Raw genomic sequence first — 19,998 nt, 5'->3', positions numbered from 1 at the left:
CCATGTTCCGTGTCTCCCAGTACATGCGCGAGCTCGCCCGGGCCGAAGCCTCGGGCCGGTACCCGGCGCCGGCCACGCGCGGCAGCGGCCAGCCGCCCGGCCCGGTGGTGATCTGGAACCTGATCCGCCGCTGCAACCTCACCTGCAAGCACTGCTACTCGATCTCGGCCGATCACGAGTACGCCGGCGAGCTGAGCACCGCCGAGGTGTTCACGGTGATGGACGACCTGAAAGCCTTCAAGGTGCCGGTGCTGATCCTTTCCGGCGGCGAGCCGCTGATGCGCCCCGACCTCTTCGACATCGCCGCGCGCGCCAAGGCGATGCGTTTCTATGTCGGCCTGTCGACCAACGGCACGCTGATCGACGCGGCCCTGGCCGACCGCATCGCCGCCCAGGGCTTCGACTACGTGGGCATCAGCCTCGACGGCATCGGCACCACGCACGACAAGTTCCGCCGACTGGAAGGCGCGTTCGAGCGCAGCCTCGCGGCGATGCGCATGCTGCACGCGCGCGGCGTGAAGGTCGGCATGCGCTACACGATGACCGCGATGAACGCGCACGACCTCGCGCCGCTGCTGAATCTGATGAACGACGAGGGCATCGACAAGTTCTACTTCTCGCACCTCAACTACGCCGGGCGCGGCAACATCCACCGTTCGCGCGACGCGCAGTTCGCCGCCACGCGATGCGCGCTCGACCTGCTGTACGAGACGGCCTGGCAGGCCGCGCGCTGCGGCTGCGAGCAGGACTTCGTCACCGGCAACAACGACGCCGACGGCGCCTACCTGCTGCAATGGGTGCGCGAGCGCATGCCGCGGTGGGAAGCGCTGCTGCGCGAGCGGCTGGTCGCCTGGGGCGGCAATTCGTCGGGCGTGAACGTGGCCAACATCGACAACCTCGGCGTGGTCCATCCGGACACGATGTGGTGGCACCACAGCCTGGGCAGCGTGCGCGAGCGGCCGTTCTCCGCAATCTGGATGGACACCTCCGATGCGCTGATGCGCGGCCTGAAGATGAAGCCAAGGCCGGTGGGTGGGCGGTGCGCAGGCTGCCGCCACTTCGACATCTGCGGCGGCAACACGCGCACGCGTGCCCAGCAGGTCACCGGCGACGCCTGGGCGGCCGATCCCGGCTGCTACCTCGACGACGCAGAGATCGGCGTCGCCGCCGAGGCGCTGGCCTGAGGGGAAGGCGATGAGGCAAGTCTTCACCTGGCTGAAGTTCGCGCTGGCGGCGTCCTTCTTCGCCGTCGCCGCCGACATGGCGCGCGCGCAGGCCGACGAAGCGGCGCTCTACCGCGAGCACTGCGTCGCCTGCCACGGGGAGCAGCGCCTCGGCGCCATGGGGCCGGCACTGCTGCCCGAGAGCCTGCAGCGGGTCAGGCCCGCCGAGGCCGCGGCGGTCATCACCAGGGGCCGCACCGCCACGCAGATGCCGGGCTTCTCCGACAAGCTCTCCGCCGAGCAGATCGCCGCGCTGTCGAAGTGGATCTACACGCCGGTCGTGCTGGCGCCGGATTGGAGCGAGGCGCAGATCCGCGCCTCGCGCAGCGTCGTGGCCGGTGCGTCCGAGTTGCCCGCCAAGCCGCGCTGGCAGGCGGATCCGATGAACCTGTTCGTCGTCGTCGAGGGCGGCGACCACCACGTCTCGCTCGTCGATGGCGACCGCTTCGAGGTGATCCACCGCTTCCCCTCGCGCTTCGCGCTGCACGGCGGGCCGAAGTTCTCGCCCGACGGGCGCTTCGTCTACTTCGGCTCGCGGGACGGCTGGATCACCAAGTACGACCTGTGGAACCTCACCGTGGTGGCCGAGGTCCGCGCCGGGCTGAACATGCGCAATGTCGCGGTGTCGGGCGACGGCCGCTGGGTGATGGCGGCCAACTACCTGCCGCACACGCTGGCGCTGTTCGATGCCGAGCTGAACCTGCAGCGCACCTATGCCGCCGCCACGCTCGACGGCAAGGCAAGCTCGCGCGTCTCGGCGGTCTACGACGCGCAGCCGCGCAGGAGCTTCGTGGTCGCGCTGAAGGACATCCCGGAACTGTGGGAGATCTCCTACGACCCGAAGGCCGAGCCCATCCACGACGGCCTGGTGCACGACTACAAGATGGGCGAGGCCATCGCCAAGCCGGGCTATCTGGGCGTGCGGCGCACGCCGCTGGACGAGCCGCTGGACGACTTCTTCTTCGACCAGGGCTATCGGCACGTGCTCGGCGCCACGCGGCCGAAGAGCGACGGCAGCCCGAGCGCGCAGGTCGTCAACCTCGACATCCGCCGCCGCATCGCCGCGCTGCCGCTGGCGGGCATGCCGCACCTTGGCTCGGGCATCACCTTCGCATGGGGCGACGGCACCGTGCTCGCCAGCCCGAACCTGAAGGACGGCGTGGTGCAGGTGATCGACATGAAGACCTGGAAGAGCGTGAAGAGCATCGCCACGCCCGGCCCCGGCTTCTTCATGCGCAGCCACGAGCGCTCGCGCTACGCCTGGGTCGACTCGATGATGAGCCCGACGGCGAAGGACACGCTGACCATCATCGACAAGCGCACGCTGGAGCCGGTGGCGCAGGTGAAGGAGCCCGGCCGCACGCTGGCGCACATCGAATTCACCCGCGACGGCCGGTACGCGCTGGCCAGCGTGTGGGAGATGGACGGCGCCGTCGTCGTCTACGACGCGTCGACGTTCAAGGAACTGAAGCGCCTGCCGATGCGCAAGCCGGTCGGCAAGTACAACGTCTGGAACAAGATCACCCGCTCGGAGGGCACGTCGCACTGACCCGCCAGTCCGCATCTGTGCAAATGACCCCTTTGCAACGCGCCGGCAGAGGAACATACTGACAGCCGGCGGGTGAAGGAGCAGTGGCAGTCATGGACGGCTCGGACGACACGGTGCCCAGGCCCCTGGAAGGTCTCGGCCGCGGCACGGATTCGGGTTGGAGCGAATTCGGCGTGCCGGGATCCCTGGCGGTGCTCTCCTCGGCCATGCTCGACGAGTTGCGCCTGCTGAAGGCCCACGGCCAGGGCGCCGATCTGCTGGAAGTCGTGGACTGCTGCAGGCGCCTGGACGAGCCAGTCCTGCTCTCGATCGCAGTGGACGGCTGGGTCTGGCCCGTCCACCTGCATCCCGGATTGGGTCTCTACCGCGCCCCCATCGACTGGTCGAAGGCCCCTCCGGCAGGGCTGCGGCATGCCCGCCTGCTGGACTGCGAGCCGACATCCTTCCTCCCGCCGCGCCACTTCGCCGGCCGGCGCCGGATCATGCCGCCCTGCCACTATCGGCTGGATGGCCTGATCTGGACCCTGGCCCTGCTCGGGCCGCGCACCCGCTTGCTGAGCGCGCTGGCCGACAGCGAGCGGTTTCGCGCGGTCGACCAAGGTCGCGGCTCGGTCGACACGCCGCTGCCGGGCGCCCTCGGCTCGGCCGTCGCACGGCTGGGCGGCGCATCGGCGTCGTTCGGCGAGATCTGCCACTGGCCGGGTCTGGATGCGGAGCGCACCGCCCGCCTGCTCAACGGCCTGTACCTCGACCGTCGCCTCACCCTGGTGCAGGCACCGCCGGATCGACCCGATGGCGACTCCGCCTGGAGCGACACCGTCCCCAGTCGCTGGCCGTTGCGCGGCCTGCGCTTCGGCGCCGGCGCGACGACGCGCGCGCCGCGTTGGTACGACGAGTGAGCGCGCGGCCCTGCGTCAACCCGCCGCAGGCGGCGCGTTCGCTCCGGCACCCGTGCCGCGCAACTGCCGGCGCAGGATCTTGCCGAGGTTGGTCTTGGGCAGCGGCACGCTGCTGAACTCGACGACCTTCGGCAGCTTGTAGCCGGTCAGGTGCTGCCGGCAGTGCGCGAGCAGGTCCTGCTCGGTGAGCGCCTCGTCCTTCTTCACGACGACGATCTTCACCACCTCGCCCGACTTCTCGTCGGGCACGCCGATCGCCGCAACCTCGGCCACGCCCGGGTGCAGCGCCACGGCGTCCTCGATCTGGTTCGGATAGACCTTGAAGCCGGACACCACGATCATGTCCTTCTTGCGGTCGGTGATCCTGAAGTAGCCGCGTTCGTCCATGGTGCCCATGTCGCCGGTGCGCAGCCAGCCGTCGCGGGTGAACACCTTGCCGGTCTCCTCGGGGCGGTTCCAGTATTCCGGCATCACCTGCGGGCCGCGGATGCAGATCTCGCCGACCTCGCCCGGCGGCAGCTCCCGGCCATCCTCGTCGAGGATGCAGGCCTGCGTCGACGGCACCGGCACGCCGATGGTGCCGGTCCAGGCCTCGATGTCCAGCGGATTGGCGATCACCACCGGCGAGGTCTCCGTCAGCCCGTAGCCCTCGATGAGGTTCACGCCGGTGCGCTGCTTCCAGCGCTCGGCCACCACCCGCTGCACCGCCATGCCGCCGGCGCTGGCCATCTTCAGCGAGCGGGTGTCCACGTCGGCGAACTCGGGGGAGTCCAGCATGGCGCGGTACAGCGTGTTCACGCCGATGATGGCCGTGAAGGGGTACTTCTTCAGATCGTGCACGTAGGCGTGCATGTCGCGCGGGTTGGTCACCAGCACGGTGTGCGCGCCCATGCGCAGGAACACCAGGCTCGAGGTCAGCGCGAACACGTGATACAGCGGCAGCGGGCAGACGAACACCTCCGCGCCCTGGACCAAGTCGCGCGCCAGCCAGGCCGTCATCTGCAGCACGTTCGCCACCAGGTTGCCGTGGGTCAGCACGGCCCCCTTGGCGACGCCGGTGGTGCCGCCGGTGTACTGCAGGAAGGCGGTGTCGCCGTGCTCCAGCGGCACCTCATCGAGGCTCTGTCCACGGCCAGCGCGCAAGGCAGCGTTGAACTCGGTCGCGTCGGCGATCTTCCACGGCGGCACCATGTGCTTCACGTACTTCACGACGACGTTGGTGAGCACCTCCTTGACCACCGGGAACATGTCGCCGACCTCGCTGGTGATGACCGTCAGGTTCAACGTCGGGTTCCTCTCCAGCACCTCCTGCAGCGTGCGCGCGAAGTTCTCCAGCACCACGATGGTGGTGGCCCCCGAGTCCTTGAGCTGATGCTCCAGCTCGGTGGCCGTGTACTGCGGGTTGACGTTCACGACGACCAGGCCGGCGCGCAGCGCGCCGAACAGCGCCACCGGGTACTGCAGCAGGTTGGGCATCATGATCGCCAGGCGGTCGCCCCGGTGCAGGCCCAGGGAGCGCTGCAGATAGGCACCGAAGTCGCGGCTGGACCGCTCGAGCTCGGCATAGGTCATGACCGCGCCCAAGTTGCTGTAGGCGGGCAGCGCGCCGAAACGCCGGCAGCTGTACAGCAGCACGTCCCGCAGCGAGGCGAACTCGGCGAGGTCGACGTCGGCCGGGACCCCGCTCGGGTAGTGCTTCAGCCAGATTCGTTCCATGGTGGCCTCTCCGCCGCATGCGGCGCAATCCTCGACGCGTGCATTGAATGCCCGCACAGGCCACGCCCCCTTGAGCTTGCTCAGATCGGCGTGGCCACACGCCATCCACCTGCGTTGCGCCAGATCACTCCCCCGGCCTCGGGTCCGGCGCGATGATCCCGGCACACCATGAAGACCGCTGCGCCGCGCACTGCCGAGCCGATGTCCCGCGTGGACACCGCATGGCGGCGCATGGACAGCGACGTCAACCTGATGATGATCGTCGGCGTCTGGCTGTACCGGCCGGCGATCGGCCGCGAGGCCCTGTGCGAGCGCATCGCCGACCGGCTGCTGCGCTACGAGCGCTTCATGCAGCGTGCCGAGCTGGACACCTTCGGCGCCCGCTGGGTGCACGATCCCGCCTTCGACCTGATGCGCCATGTGGTGGTCGAGCCGCTTCCGGCCCGGCGCAGGCTCGGCGAGCGCCGCGCGCTGCAGCGGCGCATGGGCGAGCTCGCGTCGACGCCGCTGGATGCGGCACACCCGCTGTGGCAGTTCCACCTCGTCGAGGACTTCGAAGGCGGCTGCGCGATCATCTGCCGCATCCACCATTGCATCGGCGACGGCGTGGCGTTGAACGCCGTGCTGATGACGCTGGCCGACGGTGCCGCACCGCTGCAGCCGCCGCGCCAGCCCAGGCGGCGCGCGCCCGGCCGGGGCGACGCGCTGCTGCAGCCGCTCACCGAGCTGGCGGCCTTCGCGGGCACCGCGGCGGCACGCTCGCTGCACTGGATCGAGCAGCCGGGCCAGGCGTTCGCCGTGGCGCAACGGCTCGCGCGCGACGGCGTGCAGCTGATCGACGACGTCGCCGCGCTCGCACTGCTGCCCGACGACTCGCCCACGCGCTTCAAGGGCCACGGCAGCGGCCGCAAGGTCGTCGCCTGGTGCGACCCGCTGCCGCTCGATCCGGTGAAGGCGGTGGGCAAGGCACTCGGCGCATCGGTCAACGACGTGCTGATCACCTGCGTGGCCGGCGCCATCGGCCATGCGCTGCGCGCCGCGGGCGATGACACCACCGGCTGCGACCTCCGCGCCATGGTGCCGGTGAACCTGCGTCCGCCCCAGGATGCCTGGCAGCTGGGCAACCGCTTCGGGCTGGTGCCGCTGCTCGTGCCGGTGGGCATCACCAACCCGATCGAACGACTGGGCGTCGTGCACGCACGCATGCAGGCTCTCAAGGGCAGCTACCAGCCGCTGCTGTCGTACGCGCTGCTCGGCCTGGCCGGATGGCTGGTGGAGCCCGGCGAGCGTGCGCTCAACAAGCTGTTCCTCGACAAGACCACCGCGGTGATGACCAACGTGGTCGGCCCGCCGCAGCGGCTGCGCCTGTGCGGCAGCACGCTGCGCCAGAGCATTTTCTGGGTGCCGGCCTCGGGCGACGTCGGCATGGGCGTGAGCATCATCTCCTACGCCGGCGGCGTGCAGTTCGGCCTGATCACCGACGAGCGGCTCTGCCCCCACCCGCAGCGCATCATCGATCGCTTCGGCAAGGAGTTCGAGTTGCTGCTGCTGCTGTGCCTGATGCTGCCGTGGGACGGCCTGGAGCCGCCCGCACAGCCGGCCGCGACATGAACGCCCCCGCCGCGCCGAGCGCTGGATGCCCGCATCCGCTGGGCGCCACGCCGCAGGCCGGCGGCGTGAACTTCAGCGTGTTCGCGTACGGCGCGCAGCGGCTCGAGCTGCTGCTCTACGGGGAGCTGTCGGCGAGCGCTCCCGACCGCGTGATCCCGCTCGACCCGCGTGACAACTGCAGCGAGCACTACTGGCATGTCTTCGTGCCCGGCGTCGCGGCGGGGCAGCTGTACGGATGGCGCGCGCACGGGCCGCACGCCCCCGAGCGCGGCATGCGCTTCGACCCCTCCGCCTCGCTGCTCGACCCCTATGGTCGCGCCGTCGCCGTGCCGCCGCAGTACCAGCGCGGCGCCGCCGGCAAGCCGCCGTGCAAGAGCGTGGTCGCGGACCCGGCGCACTACGACTGGGAGGGCGACCGCCCGCTGCGCCGCCCGTTCGCGCAGACGGTGATCTACGAGATGCACGTCGCCGGCTTCACGCGACATCCGAACTCGGGCGTCGCGGCGTCGCGGCGCGGCAGCTTCGCCGGGCTGGTCGAGAAGATCCCCTACTTGCAATCGCTGGGCATCACCGCGGTCGAGCTGCAGCCGGTGGCCGCGTTCGACGTGCAGGATGCGCCGCCGGGCCTGACGAACTACTGGGGCTACGCGCCACTGGGCTTCTTCGCGCCGCACGGCGGCTACGGCACGCGGCCCGAGCTGCCGCTGACGGTGCTGGACGAGTTCCGCGACCTGGTCAAGGCGCTGCACCGCGCCGGCATCGAGGTGATCCTCGACGTGGTCTTCAACCACACCACCGAGGGCGGCGAGGGCGGCCCGACGCTGAGCTGGCGCGGGCTGGCCGACGGCACCTACTACCTGCTCGACGACCAGGGCCGCTACGCCAACTACTCCGGCACCGGCAACACGCTGAACGCGAACCGCGCCGTCGTGCGGCGCATGATCGTCGACGCGCTGCACTACTGGGTGGAGGTGATGCACGTCGACGGCTTCCGCTTCGACCTGGCCTCCATCCTGTCGCGCGACGAGCAGGGCCGGCCTCAGGCCAACCCGCCGGTGCTCTGGGACATCGAGACCGACCCGCTGCTGGTGGGCACCAAGCTGATCGCCGAGGCCTGGGACGCGGCGGGCCTGTACCAGGTCGGCCATTTCATCGGCGAGCGCTGGAAGGAATGGAACGGCCGCTTCCGCGACGACGTGCGCGCCTTCATGCGCGGCGACGAGGGCACGGTGACGCGCATGGCCGACCGCGTGTTCGGCAGCCCGGACCTGTACGGCGCGCGGCCGCGCGAGCCGGCGCAGAGCATCAACTTCGTCACCTGCCACGACGGCTTCACGCTGAACGACCTGGTCAGCTACGAGCACAAGCACAACGAAGCCAACCGCGAAGGCAACAGCGACGGCAGCAACCACGAGCTGAGCTGGAACTGCGGCGTCGAGGGGCCGAGCGACGATCCCGAGGTCGAGCGGCTGCGCGCGCGGCAGATCCGCAACCTGCTGGCCATCAACGTGCTGTCGCTGGGCACGCCGATGCTGCTGATGGGCGACGAGGTGCGGCGCACGCAGAGGGGCAACAACAACGCCTACTGCCAGGACAACGAGATCTCCTGGTTCGACTGGAGCGCGGTGGCGCGGCATGCCGACCTGCGCCGCTTCGTGGCCGGGCTGATCCGCATCCGCGGCATCCGCGAGTCGGTGCGCAGCGCCCACCACCTCACGCTCGCCGAATTGATGCGCCACGCGAAGATCCAGCTCCATGGGGTGCACCTCGGCCGGCCCGACGGCACGTACCACTCGCACAGCCTGGCCGTCACCGCCAGCAGCCTGTCGGGCGACCTGCTGATGCACTTCGCGCTCAATGCCTGGCGCGAGCCGCTGGACTTCGAGCTGCCCGATCTGCCCGGCTGGGCCGCCACCGGCTGGCGCTGCGTGCTCGACACCGCGCAGGCGCCGCCGCACGACCTGGTGCCGCCGCAGGACGCGCCGGCGGTGGAGGGGTCGACCCACCGCGTCGCCGATCGTTCGGTGGTGATGCTGCTCGCCGCGGCGCGGCCGGTGTCGCTGGACTTTGGCTGATGGCGACGTCGGCGAGGCGCGACCCCTGCAGGCGGGCCGGGGGCCGAGGCGGCTACAAGGCGCGGCCGAGCAGGGCGGCGGCGAACACCAGCACGCCCAGCACGAGGTTGACGGCGACGAGCTGGCGGATGGCGTTCAAGGCCGCACCCGCCGCCGGCCAGTCGCCCGCCGCCACGCCCCGCTGCAGCCGCGGATAGTGCCGCAGGCGGATCACGACGAAGATCGCCGTCATGACCAGGCCGAGGCCGGTCATCGCGTGCACGCGCGGCGGCTGCACGGCGAAACCACCGGCCAGCGCAATGAGCGCGAAGCCGCTGGCCAGCAGCGCCACGATGGCCAGCGTGACGCCGAGGAAGAAGTGGTCCAGCACGGCATGCATCAACGCCAGCCGCCGCGGCGGCTCGATCAGCGCCTGCGCCGCCGCGGGACGCACGGCGAGGTGCACGGTGGCCATGCCGCCGACCCAGAAGGCTGCGGACAACACGTGGACGAGCAGCAGCGCGGCGACGATCATCATGCGGCGCATGCTAGCGCAGCAAGCGCCGGCGCGTTGCTCACGGCCGGTCGCCACGCCCGAAGGCGATCACCCCGTCGTCCACCCGGCCCCAGCGCAGCATGCGCAGATCGAGCAGGTAGTTCTGATACAGCCGCCAGGGCTTGCGGTCGCCCTGCTTGGGCAGGCTGTCGATGGCACGGCGCACGTAGCCCGAGCTGAAGCCGAGGAAGGGCTGGGGGGCGAGGTCCGGACCGCGTTCCGGCGTGGCCACCGCAAATCCCCGCCGGTCCATGTGCTTGAGCAGGCGGCAGACGTAGCGCGCGCTCAGGTCGGCCTTCAGCGTCCAGCTCGCATTGGTGTAGCCGAACGTGCTGGCGAGGTTGGGAATGCCGCTGAACATCATGCCCTTGTAGACCAGCGCCTGCGACAGGTCGCAGGGCCGGCCGTCGAGGCTGAGCTTGACGTCGCCGAGCAGGTTGAGCTGCAGACCGGTGGCGGTGACGACGATGTCCGCGTCGAGCTCCTGCCCCGACTGCAGCCGGATGCCGCGCTCGGTGAAGCTGTCGATGTGGTCGGTGACCACCGAGGCGCGGCCCTCGCGGATGGCCCGGAACAGGTCTCCGTCGGGCGCCAGGCAGACGCGCTGGTCCCAGGGCTTGTAGTGCGGCGTGAAGTGGCGCGCCACGTCGTAGCCGGCGCCGAGCTGCCGCTGCACCAGTCCCGTCAGGCGGGCCTTGGCCTGGTCGGGATAGCGGCGCGCCAGGCCGTAGAAGAGCAAGCCGGCGAGCACGTTCTTCAGCCGCACCAGGCGGTAGGCGGTGATCGCCGGCAGCCAGCGCTTGAGCGCCTCGGCGATGGCGTCGCGCGAAGGCAGCGCCACCACGTAGCTCGGCGAGCGCTGCAGCATCGTCACGTGGGCGGCGCTCTTCGCCATCTCCGGCACCAGCGTCACGGCGGTGGCACCGCTGCCGATCACCACCACGCGCTTGCCGGCGTGGTCCAGCGCCTCGGGCCAGAACTGCGGATGCACCAGCGTGCCGGTGAATCGCTGCTCGCCCGGGAACGTCGGCCGGTACCCCTGCGCGTAGCTGTAGTAGCCGCTGCAGAAGAGCAGGAAGTTGCAGCGCATCACGCTGCGCTCGCGCTGCGCGCCGCGCTCCACCACCAACGTCCAGCAAGCCTCGCGCTCCGACCAGTCGGCACTGAGCACACGATGGCGAAAGCGGATGTGCCGGTCGATGCGGTGCTCGGCCGCCGTCTCGGCGATGTAGCGGAGGATCGCCGGCCCGTCGGCCATCGCCTTGGCGTCCTGCCAGGGCTTGAAGACGTAGCCCAGCGTGTACATGTCGGAGTCGGAGCGCACGCCGGGATAGCGGAACAGGTCCCAGGTGCCGCCCAGGGTGTCGCGCGCCTCGAGCAGGGCGAAGCGCTTGTCGGGGCAATGCCGCTGCAGGTGCACGGCGGCGCCGATGCCCGACAGGCCGGCGCCGACGATGATCACGTCGTGCCGCTCGACGCTGTGCTCGCGAGAGGCCTCGCGCAGGAAGCGCGCCGCGTTGCGCACCGCACGCCGCGCCTCGGGCAGCCGCCACAGCAGTTGCCAGACATGCGGCACCACGGGGAAGACCTCCAGGTCCACCACCACGCCGGCCTCGCGCGCCTTCTGGGCCAGGCGCAGGCTGTCGTCGCGCAGCACCTCGTCCTCGCCCACCTGCAGCATCAGCGGCGGCAGGCCCCTGAGGTCGCCGCGCAGCGGCGAGGCCAGTGGCTGGGCACGGTCGGCGCCGGCCAGGTAGGCGACCGCCAGGTGGTCGAGCTGCTCGCCGTCGAACATCGCGTCGCGCTCGCTGTTGTCGCGCAGCGAGGGGCTGTCGCCGACCAGGTCGGTCGATGGCGAGAACAGCACCGCGGCATCGGGCAGGGGCTCGCCGGCATCGCGCAGCGCCAGCATCAGGCCCAGTGCGAGGTTGCCGCCTGCGCTGTCGCCGGCGACCACGAGGCGGCCGGGCACCTCGGCGCGCAGCGCATGCCACGCCGCCTGGACATCCAGCACCGCGGCCGGGAACGGATGCTCGGGGGCGAGGCGGTAGTCGGGCACGAACACGCGCAGGCCCTGCAGCGCCAGCGCGGCGGTGAGCGAGCGATGCGAATGCGGCGAGCAGCCGACGAAGCCGCCGCCGTGCAGGTAGAGCAGCGTGGTGTCGGCCGCGTCGCCCTGCGCCGCCTCCACCCACTCGCCGGGAACGCCGCCGAGCACCGCCGCGGTGTAGCGCGCGCCGCCGGGCGTGGGCAGCGGTTGGTCGAAGACGCGGCGCACGCGGGCGATGTCGGAGAGGTCGGCAAGCGCGGGCTTGACCCGCCGGCGCACGACGAAGGCCGCGACGCGCGCCTGCCAGCTGGGCGTCATGCCGGCCCGCTGGCGGCCATGCCGCCGCGCCGCATCGAGACCGCGTCCTCGCGTTCCAGTTCCTCGAGCCGGTTCTCGATCTCGTAGATCGTCTGGTCCAGCTCCGGCAGCATGACATCCTGCAGCGCGCGCGCGCGGCGCACCGAGCGGCGGTATTCGGAGGACAGGCGTTCCAGGTTGCCCGACACGGCGGCGACGGCGGCGGCGGCATCGAGCACGGCGGCGAAGGCGCGGCGGCAGGCTTCGGCCTCGGGCGAGCGGTCGACGGCCTCGTCGTGCGCGGCCGCAACGCGTTCGAGCACCGCGTCCTGCAGTCGCACCCCCATCAGCGAGCGGCTGCGCGTGGCCAGCCGTGCGCCCGACAGGTCGGTCGCCGGGTAGATCTGCAGGCCCTGCAGGCCGTGGCGCAGCACGGCATCCCGCAGCGCGGCCAGCGCGGCGTCAAGGCAGGCCAGCAACTCGGCCTGCAGTCGGCCGTGGCGGGCCAGCTCGCGCAGGATCTCGCCGGCCAGCAGCAGGCACTTCTCGTCGAGGAACACGTAACCCTCGTGCATGGCACGGCGTTCGTCCTTCGCCTCGATGACGGCGCTGCGCGTCGGGCTGATCTCGCTCATCGGCGGCTCCCGATGTGCGCGGCGATCTGGGCGTCGGACAGTCGCGTCAGCTCCGAGACCGGCAGGCCGGCGAGCAGCTCCCAGCCGAGCGCCATGCTCTGCTCGAGCGTGCGCGGGCCCGTCTGAGTGGCGAGCTGCCGCTCGAACGCGGTGCCGAACTGCAGGTACTTGCGGTCGGTCTCGGCCAGCCCCTCCTGGCCGACCACGCTGGCCAGCACGCGCGCCTGCGCCGCGCGCGCATAGGCGGCGTAGAGCTGGCTGGCCAGTGCCGGATGGTCGGGGTCGGTGTAGCGTGGCCCGATGCCGTCCTTCATCAGCCGCGACAGGCTGGGCAGCACGTTCACCGGCGGATAGATGCCACGCCGGTCGAGGTCGCGAGAGAGCACGATCTGGCCCTCGGTGATGTAGCCGGTGAGGTCGGGAATGGGGTGGCCGATGTCGTCGGCCGGCATGGTCAGGATGGACAACTGCGTCAGCGTGCCGCGCATGCCGCGCAGGCAGCCAGCACGCTCGAACAGTGTCGCCAGGTCGGAGTACATGTAGCCGGGAAATCCCTTGCGGCTGGGCACTTCGCCCTTGCTCGAGGATACCTCGCGCAGCGCCTCGCAGTAGTTGGTCATGTCGGTCATGATGACCAGCACGTGCTTGCCCTCGACGAAGGCCAGGTACTCGGCGGCGCTGAGCGCGAAGCGCGGCGTGAGCAGCCGCTGCGTGCTCGAGTCGCTGGCCAGGTTGAGGAACAGGGCGGTGCGCTCGAGCGCGCCGCCCTGCTCGAGGCTGCTCCGGAAGTACTCGGCGCTGTCGAAGGGTACGCCGATGCCGGCGAAGACGATCGCGAAATCCTCGCTCGCGCCGCGCAGCCGTGCATGGCCGGCGATCTCCATCGCCAGCCGGTCGTGCGGCAGCCCGCCGCCCGAGAACAGCGGCAGCTTCTGGCCACGCACCAGGCTGTTCATCAGGTCCAGCGTGCTGATGCCGGTCTCGATGAAGTCGCGCGGCAGCGCGCGTGCCACCGGGTTCATCGGCAGGCCCTCGATCGGCACCGTGCGGCGCACGGCCACCGGCGGCCCGCCGTCGATGACCTGGCCCACGCCGTTGAAGACGCGTCCGAGGATGCCCGGGCCCAGGCCGAAGTTCAGCGGCTCGCCGCGGAAGCGCACCACCGTGCCTTCGAGCGACAGGCCGGCCGTGGACTCCAGCACCTCGATGGTCATGAACTGCTCGTCGATCGCCGCGATGCGCCCGAGCCGCGAGCGGCCATCGCCGCCGCGCACCTCCACCGCGTCGGCCAGGCCGACCTCGAGCGTGCGCCGCAGGAACAGCAGCGGCCCCTCCAGGCGGGCGGCTGCCCCTTCAACCGTGACTCGCACCGGGGGCCTCCGTGGTGTGCAGCAGCGGCGCGAACTCGCACTCCATGCGCGATTGCAGTTCCACCAGGCGCGGCAGCTCGTCATCGGCGATGTCCTCGCCCATGCGCTGCAACGCGCGCATGCATTCGATCGCCGCGATGCGCTCGGGCTCGGCGCCGGCGGCCAGTGCGGCGTCGGCCAGCTCGATGAAGCGGCCGAGCAGCCGCATCATCGCCGCCTGCCGCGCAGGGCTGCACACGCGGTCGATCGGCGAGAACGCCGACTGCCGCAGGAAGGCCTCGTTGACCAGCTCGGCGCACAGCAGCGTGAGCCGCTGCCGCGCCGGCAGCGCGTCCTTGCCGATGATGCGCGCCATGCGCTCGAGCTGCGCCTGCTCGTCGAGCAGCGTGAGGAAGCGCTGGCGCAGCGCCAGCCACTGTCCGTTGCCCTGCGCCGCCCACCAGGGCGCGAAGCCGGCCGCGTCCTCCGCGTAGGACTGCAGCGGATGGATCGCCGGGTAGAAGCGCGCCTGGGCGCGCTTGACGTCGAGCGCCCAGAAGGCCTTCACGTAGCGCTTGGTGTGGCTGGTCACCGGCTCGGAGAAGTCGCCCGAGGGCGGGCTGATCGCGCCCATCACCGTCACCGAGCCCGTGTCGCCGGCCAGTGTCTCGACCAGGGCGGCGCGTTCGTAGAAGTCGGCCAGCCGGCTGGACAGGTAGGCCGGGTAGCCGCCCTCGCCCGGCAGTTCGCCGAAGCGGCCGGACACCTCGCGCAGGGCCTCGGCCCAGCGACTGGTGGAGTCGGCCATCAGGGCGACGTGCAGACCCTGGTCGCGGAAGTACTCGGCCACCGTGATGGCGCAGTAGATGCTGGCCTCGCGCGCCGCCACCGGCATGTTGGAAGTGTTGGCGATGATCACCGTGCGCTCCATCAGCGGCCGGCCGCTGCGCGGGTCGGTGAGCGTCGGGAACTCGTCGAGCACGCCGGCCATCTCGTTGCCGCGTTCGCCGCAGCCGAGGTAGACGATGACGTCGGCGTTGCAGCCCTTGGCCAGCGCCTCCAGCAGCACCGTCTTGCCGGTGCCGAAGCCGCCCGGGATGGCCGCCTTGCCGCCCTGCGCCACCGGGAACAGGCCGTCGAGGATGCGCTGCCCGGTGACCAGCGGCGCGCCCGACGGCACGCGCCGCTTCACCGGGCGCGGCTGGCGCACCGGCCAGGCATGGCCCATGGCCAGCTCGCGGCGCGTGCCGTCGCCCTGTCGCACGACGCACAGCGGCGCATCGTCGGCGTAGACGCCGCCGGGCACCACCGACTCGACGACGCCGCCCGCATCGGGCGGTGCCAGGCAGCGCTGCCGGCGCGCCGTGTCGTCCTCGCCGCCGATCTCGCCGATCACCGTGCCTGGCAACAGCGGCGCGCCGGCGACGAGGCGCGGTTCGAAGCGCCAGCGGCCGGCCGCCGCCGCGCGCAGCCCCGGCTCGACGAAGGCCGAGTCGGTGCCCGACAGGGGGCGCAACAGCCCGTCGAAGATGCACCCCAGCAGGTGCGGCCCGAGGCGGATCGACAGCGGCTGGCCGTCGCCGCGCACCTCCGTGCCGGGCCGCAGCCCGGTGGTGTCCTCGTACACCTGCACGACGATGCGGTCGTCGTCGATGCGCACCACCTCGCCGAGCAGCGCCTGCGGCCCGACACGCACCGCCTCGCGCAGCGAGAAGGGCCCCTGCTTGGCCGCCTGCAGCACGGGCCCGGCGATGCGGCGCACGATGGCCAGGCTCATTGCGAAGCCTCCAGCAGATGCAGCAGCCTGGCCTCGAGTTCGGCGCGGTCGGCGAGCAAGCCGTCGAGGCTGCCGTCGACGACGTTGCCGTCGGCCATCACCTTGAGCCCGGCCACGATGGCTGCATCGGCCTCGAAGCGCGGTGCCGCGCCCGCGGCGCCGGCGATGCGCTGCGCCAGCGCCTGCTGCTCGGCCGCCGTCCAGTCGGGCGCGTGCACGATGCGCCAGGCTCCGTGCGGCAGCTGCGCCAGCGCCGCGGTGGCCACCCGATCGGCCCAGGCCGCGCGCGAGTCGCCCTGCTGCCAGAGCGAGCGCAGCCGGTCCGGCAAGGTCTCCCAGGCCAGGCGCAGCAGCGCCGCGACGCGCCGATGCTCGTGCAGGCGGCGACGGGTGGCCAGTCGCGCCTGCGCCGCGGCGATCTGCTCGCGCCGCCGCTGCCGCTGCTCGGCGAACACCTCGCGCAGCCGCGCCCTGGCCTCGGCCGCGGCCTGCCTGCGCAGCGCCGCTGCGCGGCGCTGCGCCTCGCCGAGCAGCGTGGCGCACTGCTGCGCGCGGTCGGCCTCGATCAGCGCGAGCAACGCGCGCGTCGGCTGCTCGGTGTCCGCGCCGGTGCCGGTGTCCGTGCTCATGCCTCGATACCGAGTAGCCCGCGCAGCCGCGCCGCCAGGTCCGGCAGCGGTGCCTCGCCCTGCGGGTCGGGCACGATCAGCACCAGCGGCGCCAGCGCCGACAGCGCCGGGCGCAGCTGAGCGTCGCCGATCTGCGCCGCCACGGCCGCCGAGACCAGCACGAGCGGAGCTTGCTCGCACGCCCAGGCCAGCGCCTGGGCCGCTTCGCCCGCCGCCGGCGTGCGCACGCGCACGCCGGCCAGCCGGTAGCCGGCCGCGCAGACCTCGTCGCCCAGGTAGATCGGCACAGCCATCAGGCGAGCCGGTTGAGCATCAGGATCGACACGATCAGGCCGTAGATCGCGATGCCCTCGGCCAGGCCGATGAAGATCAACAGCCGGCCGAACAATTCGGGCTTCTCGGCCAGGGCGCCGACGGCGGCCGTGCCCACCTTGGCCACGGCGAAGCCGGCGCCCAGCGACGACAAGCCGGTGGCCAGCGCGGCGCCGACGAAGACCCAGCTGCTGTCGACCGCCGCGGCCGCCACGGCGGCCGCCTCGGAGGCGGCCCGCGCATCCGGCGTCCACAACAACAGGGCCGTCGAGGCCAGCGCGAGCAGCAGCGACAGGGTCAGCCAGCCGACGGGCAGGCGCGAAGGTGCGTTCATCTAGCTCTCCTGACAGTGGGAGGGTGGCGCGGGCAGCGGACGGAAGGCCCGTCCCCGTGCCTGCATGAAGCGGGTGAAGAATTCGAACAGCACGAGCCGCGTCGTCTGGATCGACACCACCATCGCCTCGAGCACGATCACCAAGGCGTTGCCGACGATCAGCACCAGGGCCTTGGCGAGCGTGCTGTCGGCAGCGTCCATCAGCGAGACGATGGCCGACGACAGGCCGGCGTGCGCGAGCGCGAAAGCGCCGACACGCGCGAACGACAGCGTGTTGATCATGATCTGCAGCGTCTTCTCGACCAGTTCGCCGAGGGCGGTCAGGCCCGCCACGGCGCGTCCTGCATGCAGCGCATGACCGACGCAGAAGTACAGCATGCCGGCCGCGGCCACGTGCCATGCATCTGGCTCCACCAGGGCCGCCAGCAGGCCGAGGTAGACGACGATCAGCCCCGCGTCGGTGAGCAGCCAGGCGCGCCACTGGCCGCGCCAGCCGGAGGCCAGCGCGCCCAGTCCGAGCCCCAGCGTGAGCAGCAGGGCGCCGCCGGCCAGCGGCGCCAGCAGCACCTGCAGCGGATCGTCCAGCGGATGCAGCCACAGCGCGGGCAGCGGATGGTGCAGGCCGAACACGCTGCCGAACAGCACACCGAACACTGCTGCCGACAGGCCGCCGACCATCAGCAGACGTGCGATCGGCGAGCGATCGCGCTGCCACCAGCCGGCGGCGGCGAGCACCAGCCCCTGGCCGACATCGCCGAACATGTAGCCGAACATCAGCGGCACGGCGATGGCGAGCAGCCAGCTCGGATCGGCCTCGCTCGACGACGGCATGCCCAACGCGCGGCTGAAGAGTTCGAACGGCCGTACCCAGCGCGGGTTGCTCAGCAGCAGCGGGGCCGGGCGGTCCTGGGGCGGCGCCGCGAAGCGCAGCAGTGCCCGCGCGCCGCTGTCGCGCAGCGCACGGGCCAGGCGCTCGCCCGACGCGTCGCTGGTCCAGCCGGTGATCCAGCACAGCAGTTCGCCGGATTCGAGCGCGTGCACGTGACGCAGCAGCCATTGCAGACGGTTGGCATCGCCGAGCGCACGCGCCAGGTCGTGGCGCGGCGGCAGTCCGGCGAGCGCGGCACGCAGGCGCCGCAGCTCGTGTTCGAGGTCCGCCAGCCGCTCTTCGAGCGACCGGACGAGGTTCGCGTCGGCGCTCTGCAGCCCGTCGGGCAGCTCGTGCACCGTTCCCTTCATCGAGGTGACCGTCTGCGCCATGGCCTGCAGTGCGTCGGGACGGCCGGCGACGAGCAAGTGCACCACACCGGCGATCGACAGCTCGCGGCACACCAGCGCGTCGGCCGCGGTGCCTCGCGGCAGCGCCTGTGCGGCCGCCGCGCCTGACGGCAGCACGAACAGGCGCACCTGCAGCCACGGGCCGGCCCCGGCCAGTTGCGACGGCAGCGGCGCAGCCTGCCCGAGCACCGGCAGCACACGTTGCCAGAGCCGCCATTCGCGCTGCTCCCGCTCGCCCCGCTGCAGCGCGCGGATCAGCGGCTCGGCCTCTTCGGCCCAGGCGCGGATCGTCGCCAGGCTGCGCTGCAGCGTCGCCACCGGCGCCTCGGGAAAGGCCGAAGGACGGCAGTGCTCGGGTGCGGGCCAGTAGGCGTGATGGCGAGCCGACAGCTCGACGTACTGCGCCAGCAGCGGCATCACGTCGCCGAGGGCGGCCGGCAGACCCACGCTGGCGCGGGGCTCCAGCTCGACCGCGCCGGTGCGCGCCAGGGCTTCGAGCACCAGCGTCGCGTCGTCGCGCGCGGCGAGGATCTCGAACCAGCGGGCCGGCAGCGGGCGCAGCATCAGGCCAGCTTCCAGTGCCCGAACAGCCGACGGCGCAGCAACTCGGCGCGCAGCCGCTCGAGGTCGAGTGCGCACAGCGCGAGATGGGCGAACACCGCTGCAGGCTGCAACGCCGCCCGGCGCAGCAGCAGCGTCAGCCTGGCCTGCAGCTCGCCGCGCAGCCGCCAGCCCTGGCCGGCCTGCGCCTCGGCGAAGTCCTGGTGATGCTCGACGAGCAGGTCCACCAGCCGCGTCAGCATCTCCTGGGCATCGCCGCGCGGCCGCGGCAGGCGGCGCTGCCAGGCGTCACGCCATGCCGCGCCGAAGGATCGCGGCGCCGCCCACGCGCCGGCCAGGTCCGCTGCCGGCCCCGTCGCGAGCATGGCCTGCCGCGCCGCCGGCGTGGCTGCGCACAGCGCCCGCCAGCGATCGTCGTCCTCCATCCAGGTCATCGGCGTGCCGCCGCGGGCCAGGTGCTGCAGCAGCGCGAGGTCGGGCAGCAGCGTGCACCAGGCGAGCGCCGGCCGCCACTCGCCGGGCATCCAGGCGACCAGTTCATCGACCAGGGCGCGCCAGTGCCGGCGCAGCACCGCCTCGACCTGATGCGCGTCGCTGTCGGCCGTGATGCCGACCAGCCAGGGCCGCAGCGCGGTACCGCGCGCGAGCTCCAGCAGGGGCGAGAAGTCGCGCATCACCTCGATGCGCCGCCATGCCGCAGCGTCCAGCCGCTGGCCGTGGCGGGCATGCACCCTGGCATGCGCGTATTCGTGGCTGCCGCACGCGATCACGGCGGCCCCCCCGCGAGATGGCGTGCCAGCGCTGCGACCGCGTCCTGCAGGAGCGTACGCTCGCCGGCGGTGAGCGGAGACGCCTCGTCCAGCGCAGCGCCCTCGGCATCGATCTCGGCCAACCGGGCGGCGATGTCGCGCTCGAAGGCGTCCGTCACGCAGCGCATGCGACGCTCGACGCGTTCGCCCGTCGCGCGCGCCGAACGGCGCGCCTGCTCGGCGATCTCGTCCGTCTCGGCGCGCGCCTGCTCGATCGAGCGGCGTGCCTCCCTTTCGGCGCCGAGCACGCGCGCGATGGCCGCATCGGCAGCGGCGTTCCTGTCTTCGGCGTCAGCGATCTCTCTCACCGTCCTCCCAGGCCTCTGCATTGCACGGGCACTCCCTCCCGCTGCCGTGTC

Annotated in this window: 17 protein-coding genes; 5 read left to right on the top strand and 12 right to left on the bottom strand. The window is 71.9% G+C overall.

Going from position 1 to position 19,998, the window contains the following annotated elements; translation table 11 throughout:
- The first annotated feature begins 2 nt into the window (after nt 1-2).
- The 3 genes from nirJ (at nt 3) to Q0599_RS08450 (ending at nt 3,671) form a co-directional block, all read left to right on the top strand.
- Nucleotides 3-1,184, top strand: a complete 1,182-nt coding sequence (nirJ, locus tag Q0599_RS08460) for a heme d1 biosynthesis radical SAM protein NirJ (RefSeq protein ID WP_298828278.1) — start codon at nt 3-5, stop codon at nt 1,182-1,184.
- Nucleotides 1,185-1,260: 76 nt separating this feature from the next.
- Nucleotides 1,261-2,772 carry a nitrite reductase gene (locus Q0599_RS08455; protein WP_298829327.1) on the top strand — a complete coding sequence of 504 codons (1,512 nt, stop codon included), beginning with the start codon at nt 1,261-1,263 and terminating at the stop codon, nt 2,770-2,772.
- A 92-nt stretch (nt 2,773-2,864) separates the two neighbouring features.
- Nucleotides 2,865-3,671 carry a hypothetical protein gene (locus Q0599_RS08450; RefSeq protein ID WP_298828275.1) on the top strand — a complete coding sequence of 269 codons (807 nt, stop codon included), beginning with the start codon at nt 2,865-2,867 and terminating at the stop codon, nt 3,669-3,671.
- A gap of 15 nt (nt 3,672-3,686) precedes the next feature.
- Here Q0599_RS08450 and Q0599_RS08445 read toward each other — a convergent pair whose 3' ends face one another.
- Nucleotides 3,687-5,387 (bottom strand): AMP-binding protein, encoded by a 1,701-nt coding sequence (locus tag Q0599_RS08445; protein WP_298828272.1) that lies wholly within the window; start codon nt 5,385-5,387, stop codon nt 3,687-3,689.
- A 168-nt stretch (nt 5,388-5,555) separates the two neighbouring features.
- On the opposite strand from Q0599_RS08445, the gene Q0599_RS08440 reads away from it, so the two are divergent.
- Both Q0599_RS08440 and glgX read left to right on the top strand, forming a co-directional pair.
- Nucleotides 5,556-6,998 carry a wax ester/triacylglycerol synthase family O-acyltransferase gene (locus Q0599_RS08440; protein WP_298828271.1) on the top strand — a complete coding sequence of 481 codons (1,443 nt, stop codon included), beginning with the start codon at nt 5,556-5,558 and terminating at the stop codon, nt 6,996-6,998.
- Nucleotides 6,995-9,073 (top strand): glycogen debranching protein GlgX, encoded by a 2,079-nt coding sequence (gene glgX / locus Q0599_RS08435; protein WP_298828270.1) that lies wholly within the window; start codon nt 6,995-6,997, stop codon nt 9,071-9,073. The genes Q0599_RS08440 and glgX overlap by 4 nt, the downstream gene beginning before the upstream one ends.
- Before the next feature lie 52 nt (nt 9,074-9,125).
- On the opposite strand, the gene Q0599_RS08430 is transcribed toward glgX, so the two are convergent.
- From Q0599_RS08430 to Q0599_RS08380, 11 genes are read right to left on the bottom strand one after another with little or no spacing between them, the layout of a single operon-like run.
- Nucleotides 9,126-9,590, bottom strand: a complete 465-nt coding sequence (locus Q0599_RS08430; RefSeq protein WP_367180914.1) for a CopD family protein — start codon at nt 9,588-9,590, stop codon at nt 9,126-9,128.
- 37 nt (nt 9,591-9,627) lie between these two features.
- Complete coding sequence (locus tag Q0599_RS08425) at nt 9,628-11,976, bottom strand: alpha/beta hydrolase fold domain-containing protein (RefSeq protein ID WP_298828268.1); 2,349 nt, start codon at nt 11,974-11,976, stop codon at nt 9,628-9,630.
- On the bottom strand, nt 11,973-12,590 hold the full coding sequence (locus Q0599_RS08420; protein WP_298828265.1) for a V-type ATP synthase subunit D: 618 nt from the start codon (nt 12,588-12,590) through the stop codon (nt 11,973-11,975). Before Q0599_RS08420 ends, Q0599_RS08425 begins: the two co-directional genes overlap by 4 nt.
- Nucleotides 12,587-13,960, bottom strand: coding sequence for a V-type ATP synthase subunit B (locus Q0599_RS08415; RefSeq protein ID WP_298828263.1), 1,374 nt, complete (start codon nt 13,958-13,960; stop codon nt 12,587-12,589). Before Q0599_RS08415 ends, Q0599_RS08420 begins: the two co-directional genes overlap by 4 nt.
- Entirely contained in the window at nt 13,944-15,716 is a 1,773-nt protein-coding gene (locus Q0599_RS08410) for a V-type ATP synthase subunit A (RefSeq protein WP_298828261.1), read from the bottom strand. Before Q0599_RS08410 ends, Q0599_RS08415 begins: the two co-directional genes overlap by 17 nt.
- A complete protein-coding gene (locus tag Q0599_RS08405; RefSeq protein WP_298828258.1) occupies nt 15,713-16,345 on the bottom strand; it encodes a hypothetical protein in 633 nt (210 codons plus the stop codon). Before Q0599_RS08405 ends, Q0599_RS08410 begins: the two co-directional genes overlap by 4 nt.
- The gene (locus Q0599_RS08400; protein WP_298828255.1) at nt 16,342-16,638 is read right to left on the bottom strand and encodes a hypothetical protein; all 297 of its coding nucleotides are present in this window, start codon (nt 16,636-16,638) and stop codon (nt 16,342-16,344) included. The genes Q0599_RS08405 and Q0599_RS08400 overlap by 4 nt, the downstream gene beginning before the upstream one ends.
- The gene (locus Q0599_RS08395; RefSeq protein WP_298828252.1) at nt 16,638-16,991 is read right to left on the bottom strand and encodes an ATP synthase subunit C; all 354 of its coding nucleotides are present in this window, start codon (nt 16,989-16,991) and stop codon (nt 16,638-16,640) included. Before Q0599_RS08395 ends, Q0599_RS08400 begins: the two co-directional genes overlap by 1 nt.
- Nucleotides 16,992-18,833, bottom strand: coding sequence for a hypothetical protein (locus tag Q0599_RS08390; RefSeq protein WP_298828249.1), 1,842 nt, complete (start codon nt 18,831-18,833; stop codon nt 16,992-16,994). It lies immediately after the preceding gene.
- Nucleotides 18,833-19,600 carry a hypothetical protein gene (locus Q0599_RS08385; protein ID WP_298828246.1) on the bottom strand — a complete coding sequence of 256 codons (768 nt, stop codon included), beginning with the start codon at nt 19,598-19,600 and terminating at the stop codon, nt 18,833-18,835. Before Q0599_RS08385 ends, Q0599_RS08390 begins: the two co-directional genes overlap by 1 nt.
- Entirely contained in the window at nt 19,597-19,947 is a 351-nt protein-coding gene (locus Q0599_RS08380) for a hypothetical protein (RefSeq protein WP_298828244.1), read from the bottom strand. The genes Q0599_RS08385 and Q0599_RS08380 overlap by 4 nt, the downstream gene beginning before the upstream one ends.
- Between the last annotated feature and the right edge of the window lie 51 nt (nt 19,948-19,998).

This window comes from uncultured Piscinibacter sp. (assembly GCF_937952055.1).
In the GTDB taxonomy this organism is placed as follows: domain Bacteria; phylum Pseudomonadota; class Gammaproteobacteria; order Burkholderiales; family Burkholderiaceae_C; genus Piscinibacter.
This window is presented reverse-complemented; position numbering and strand designations above follow the sequence as displayed.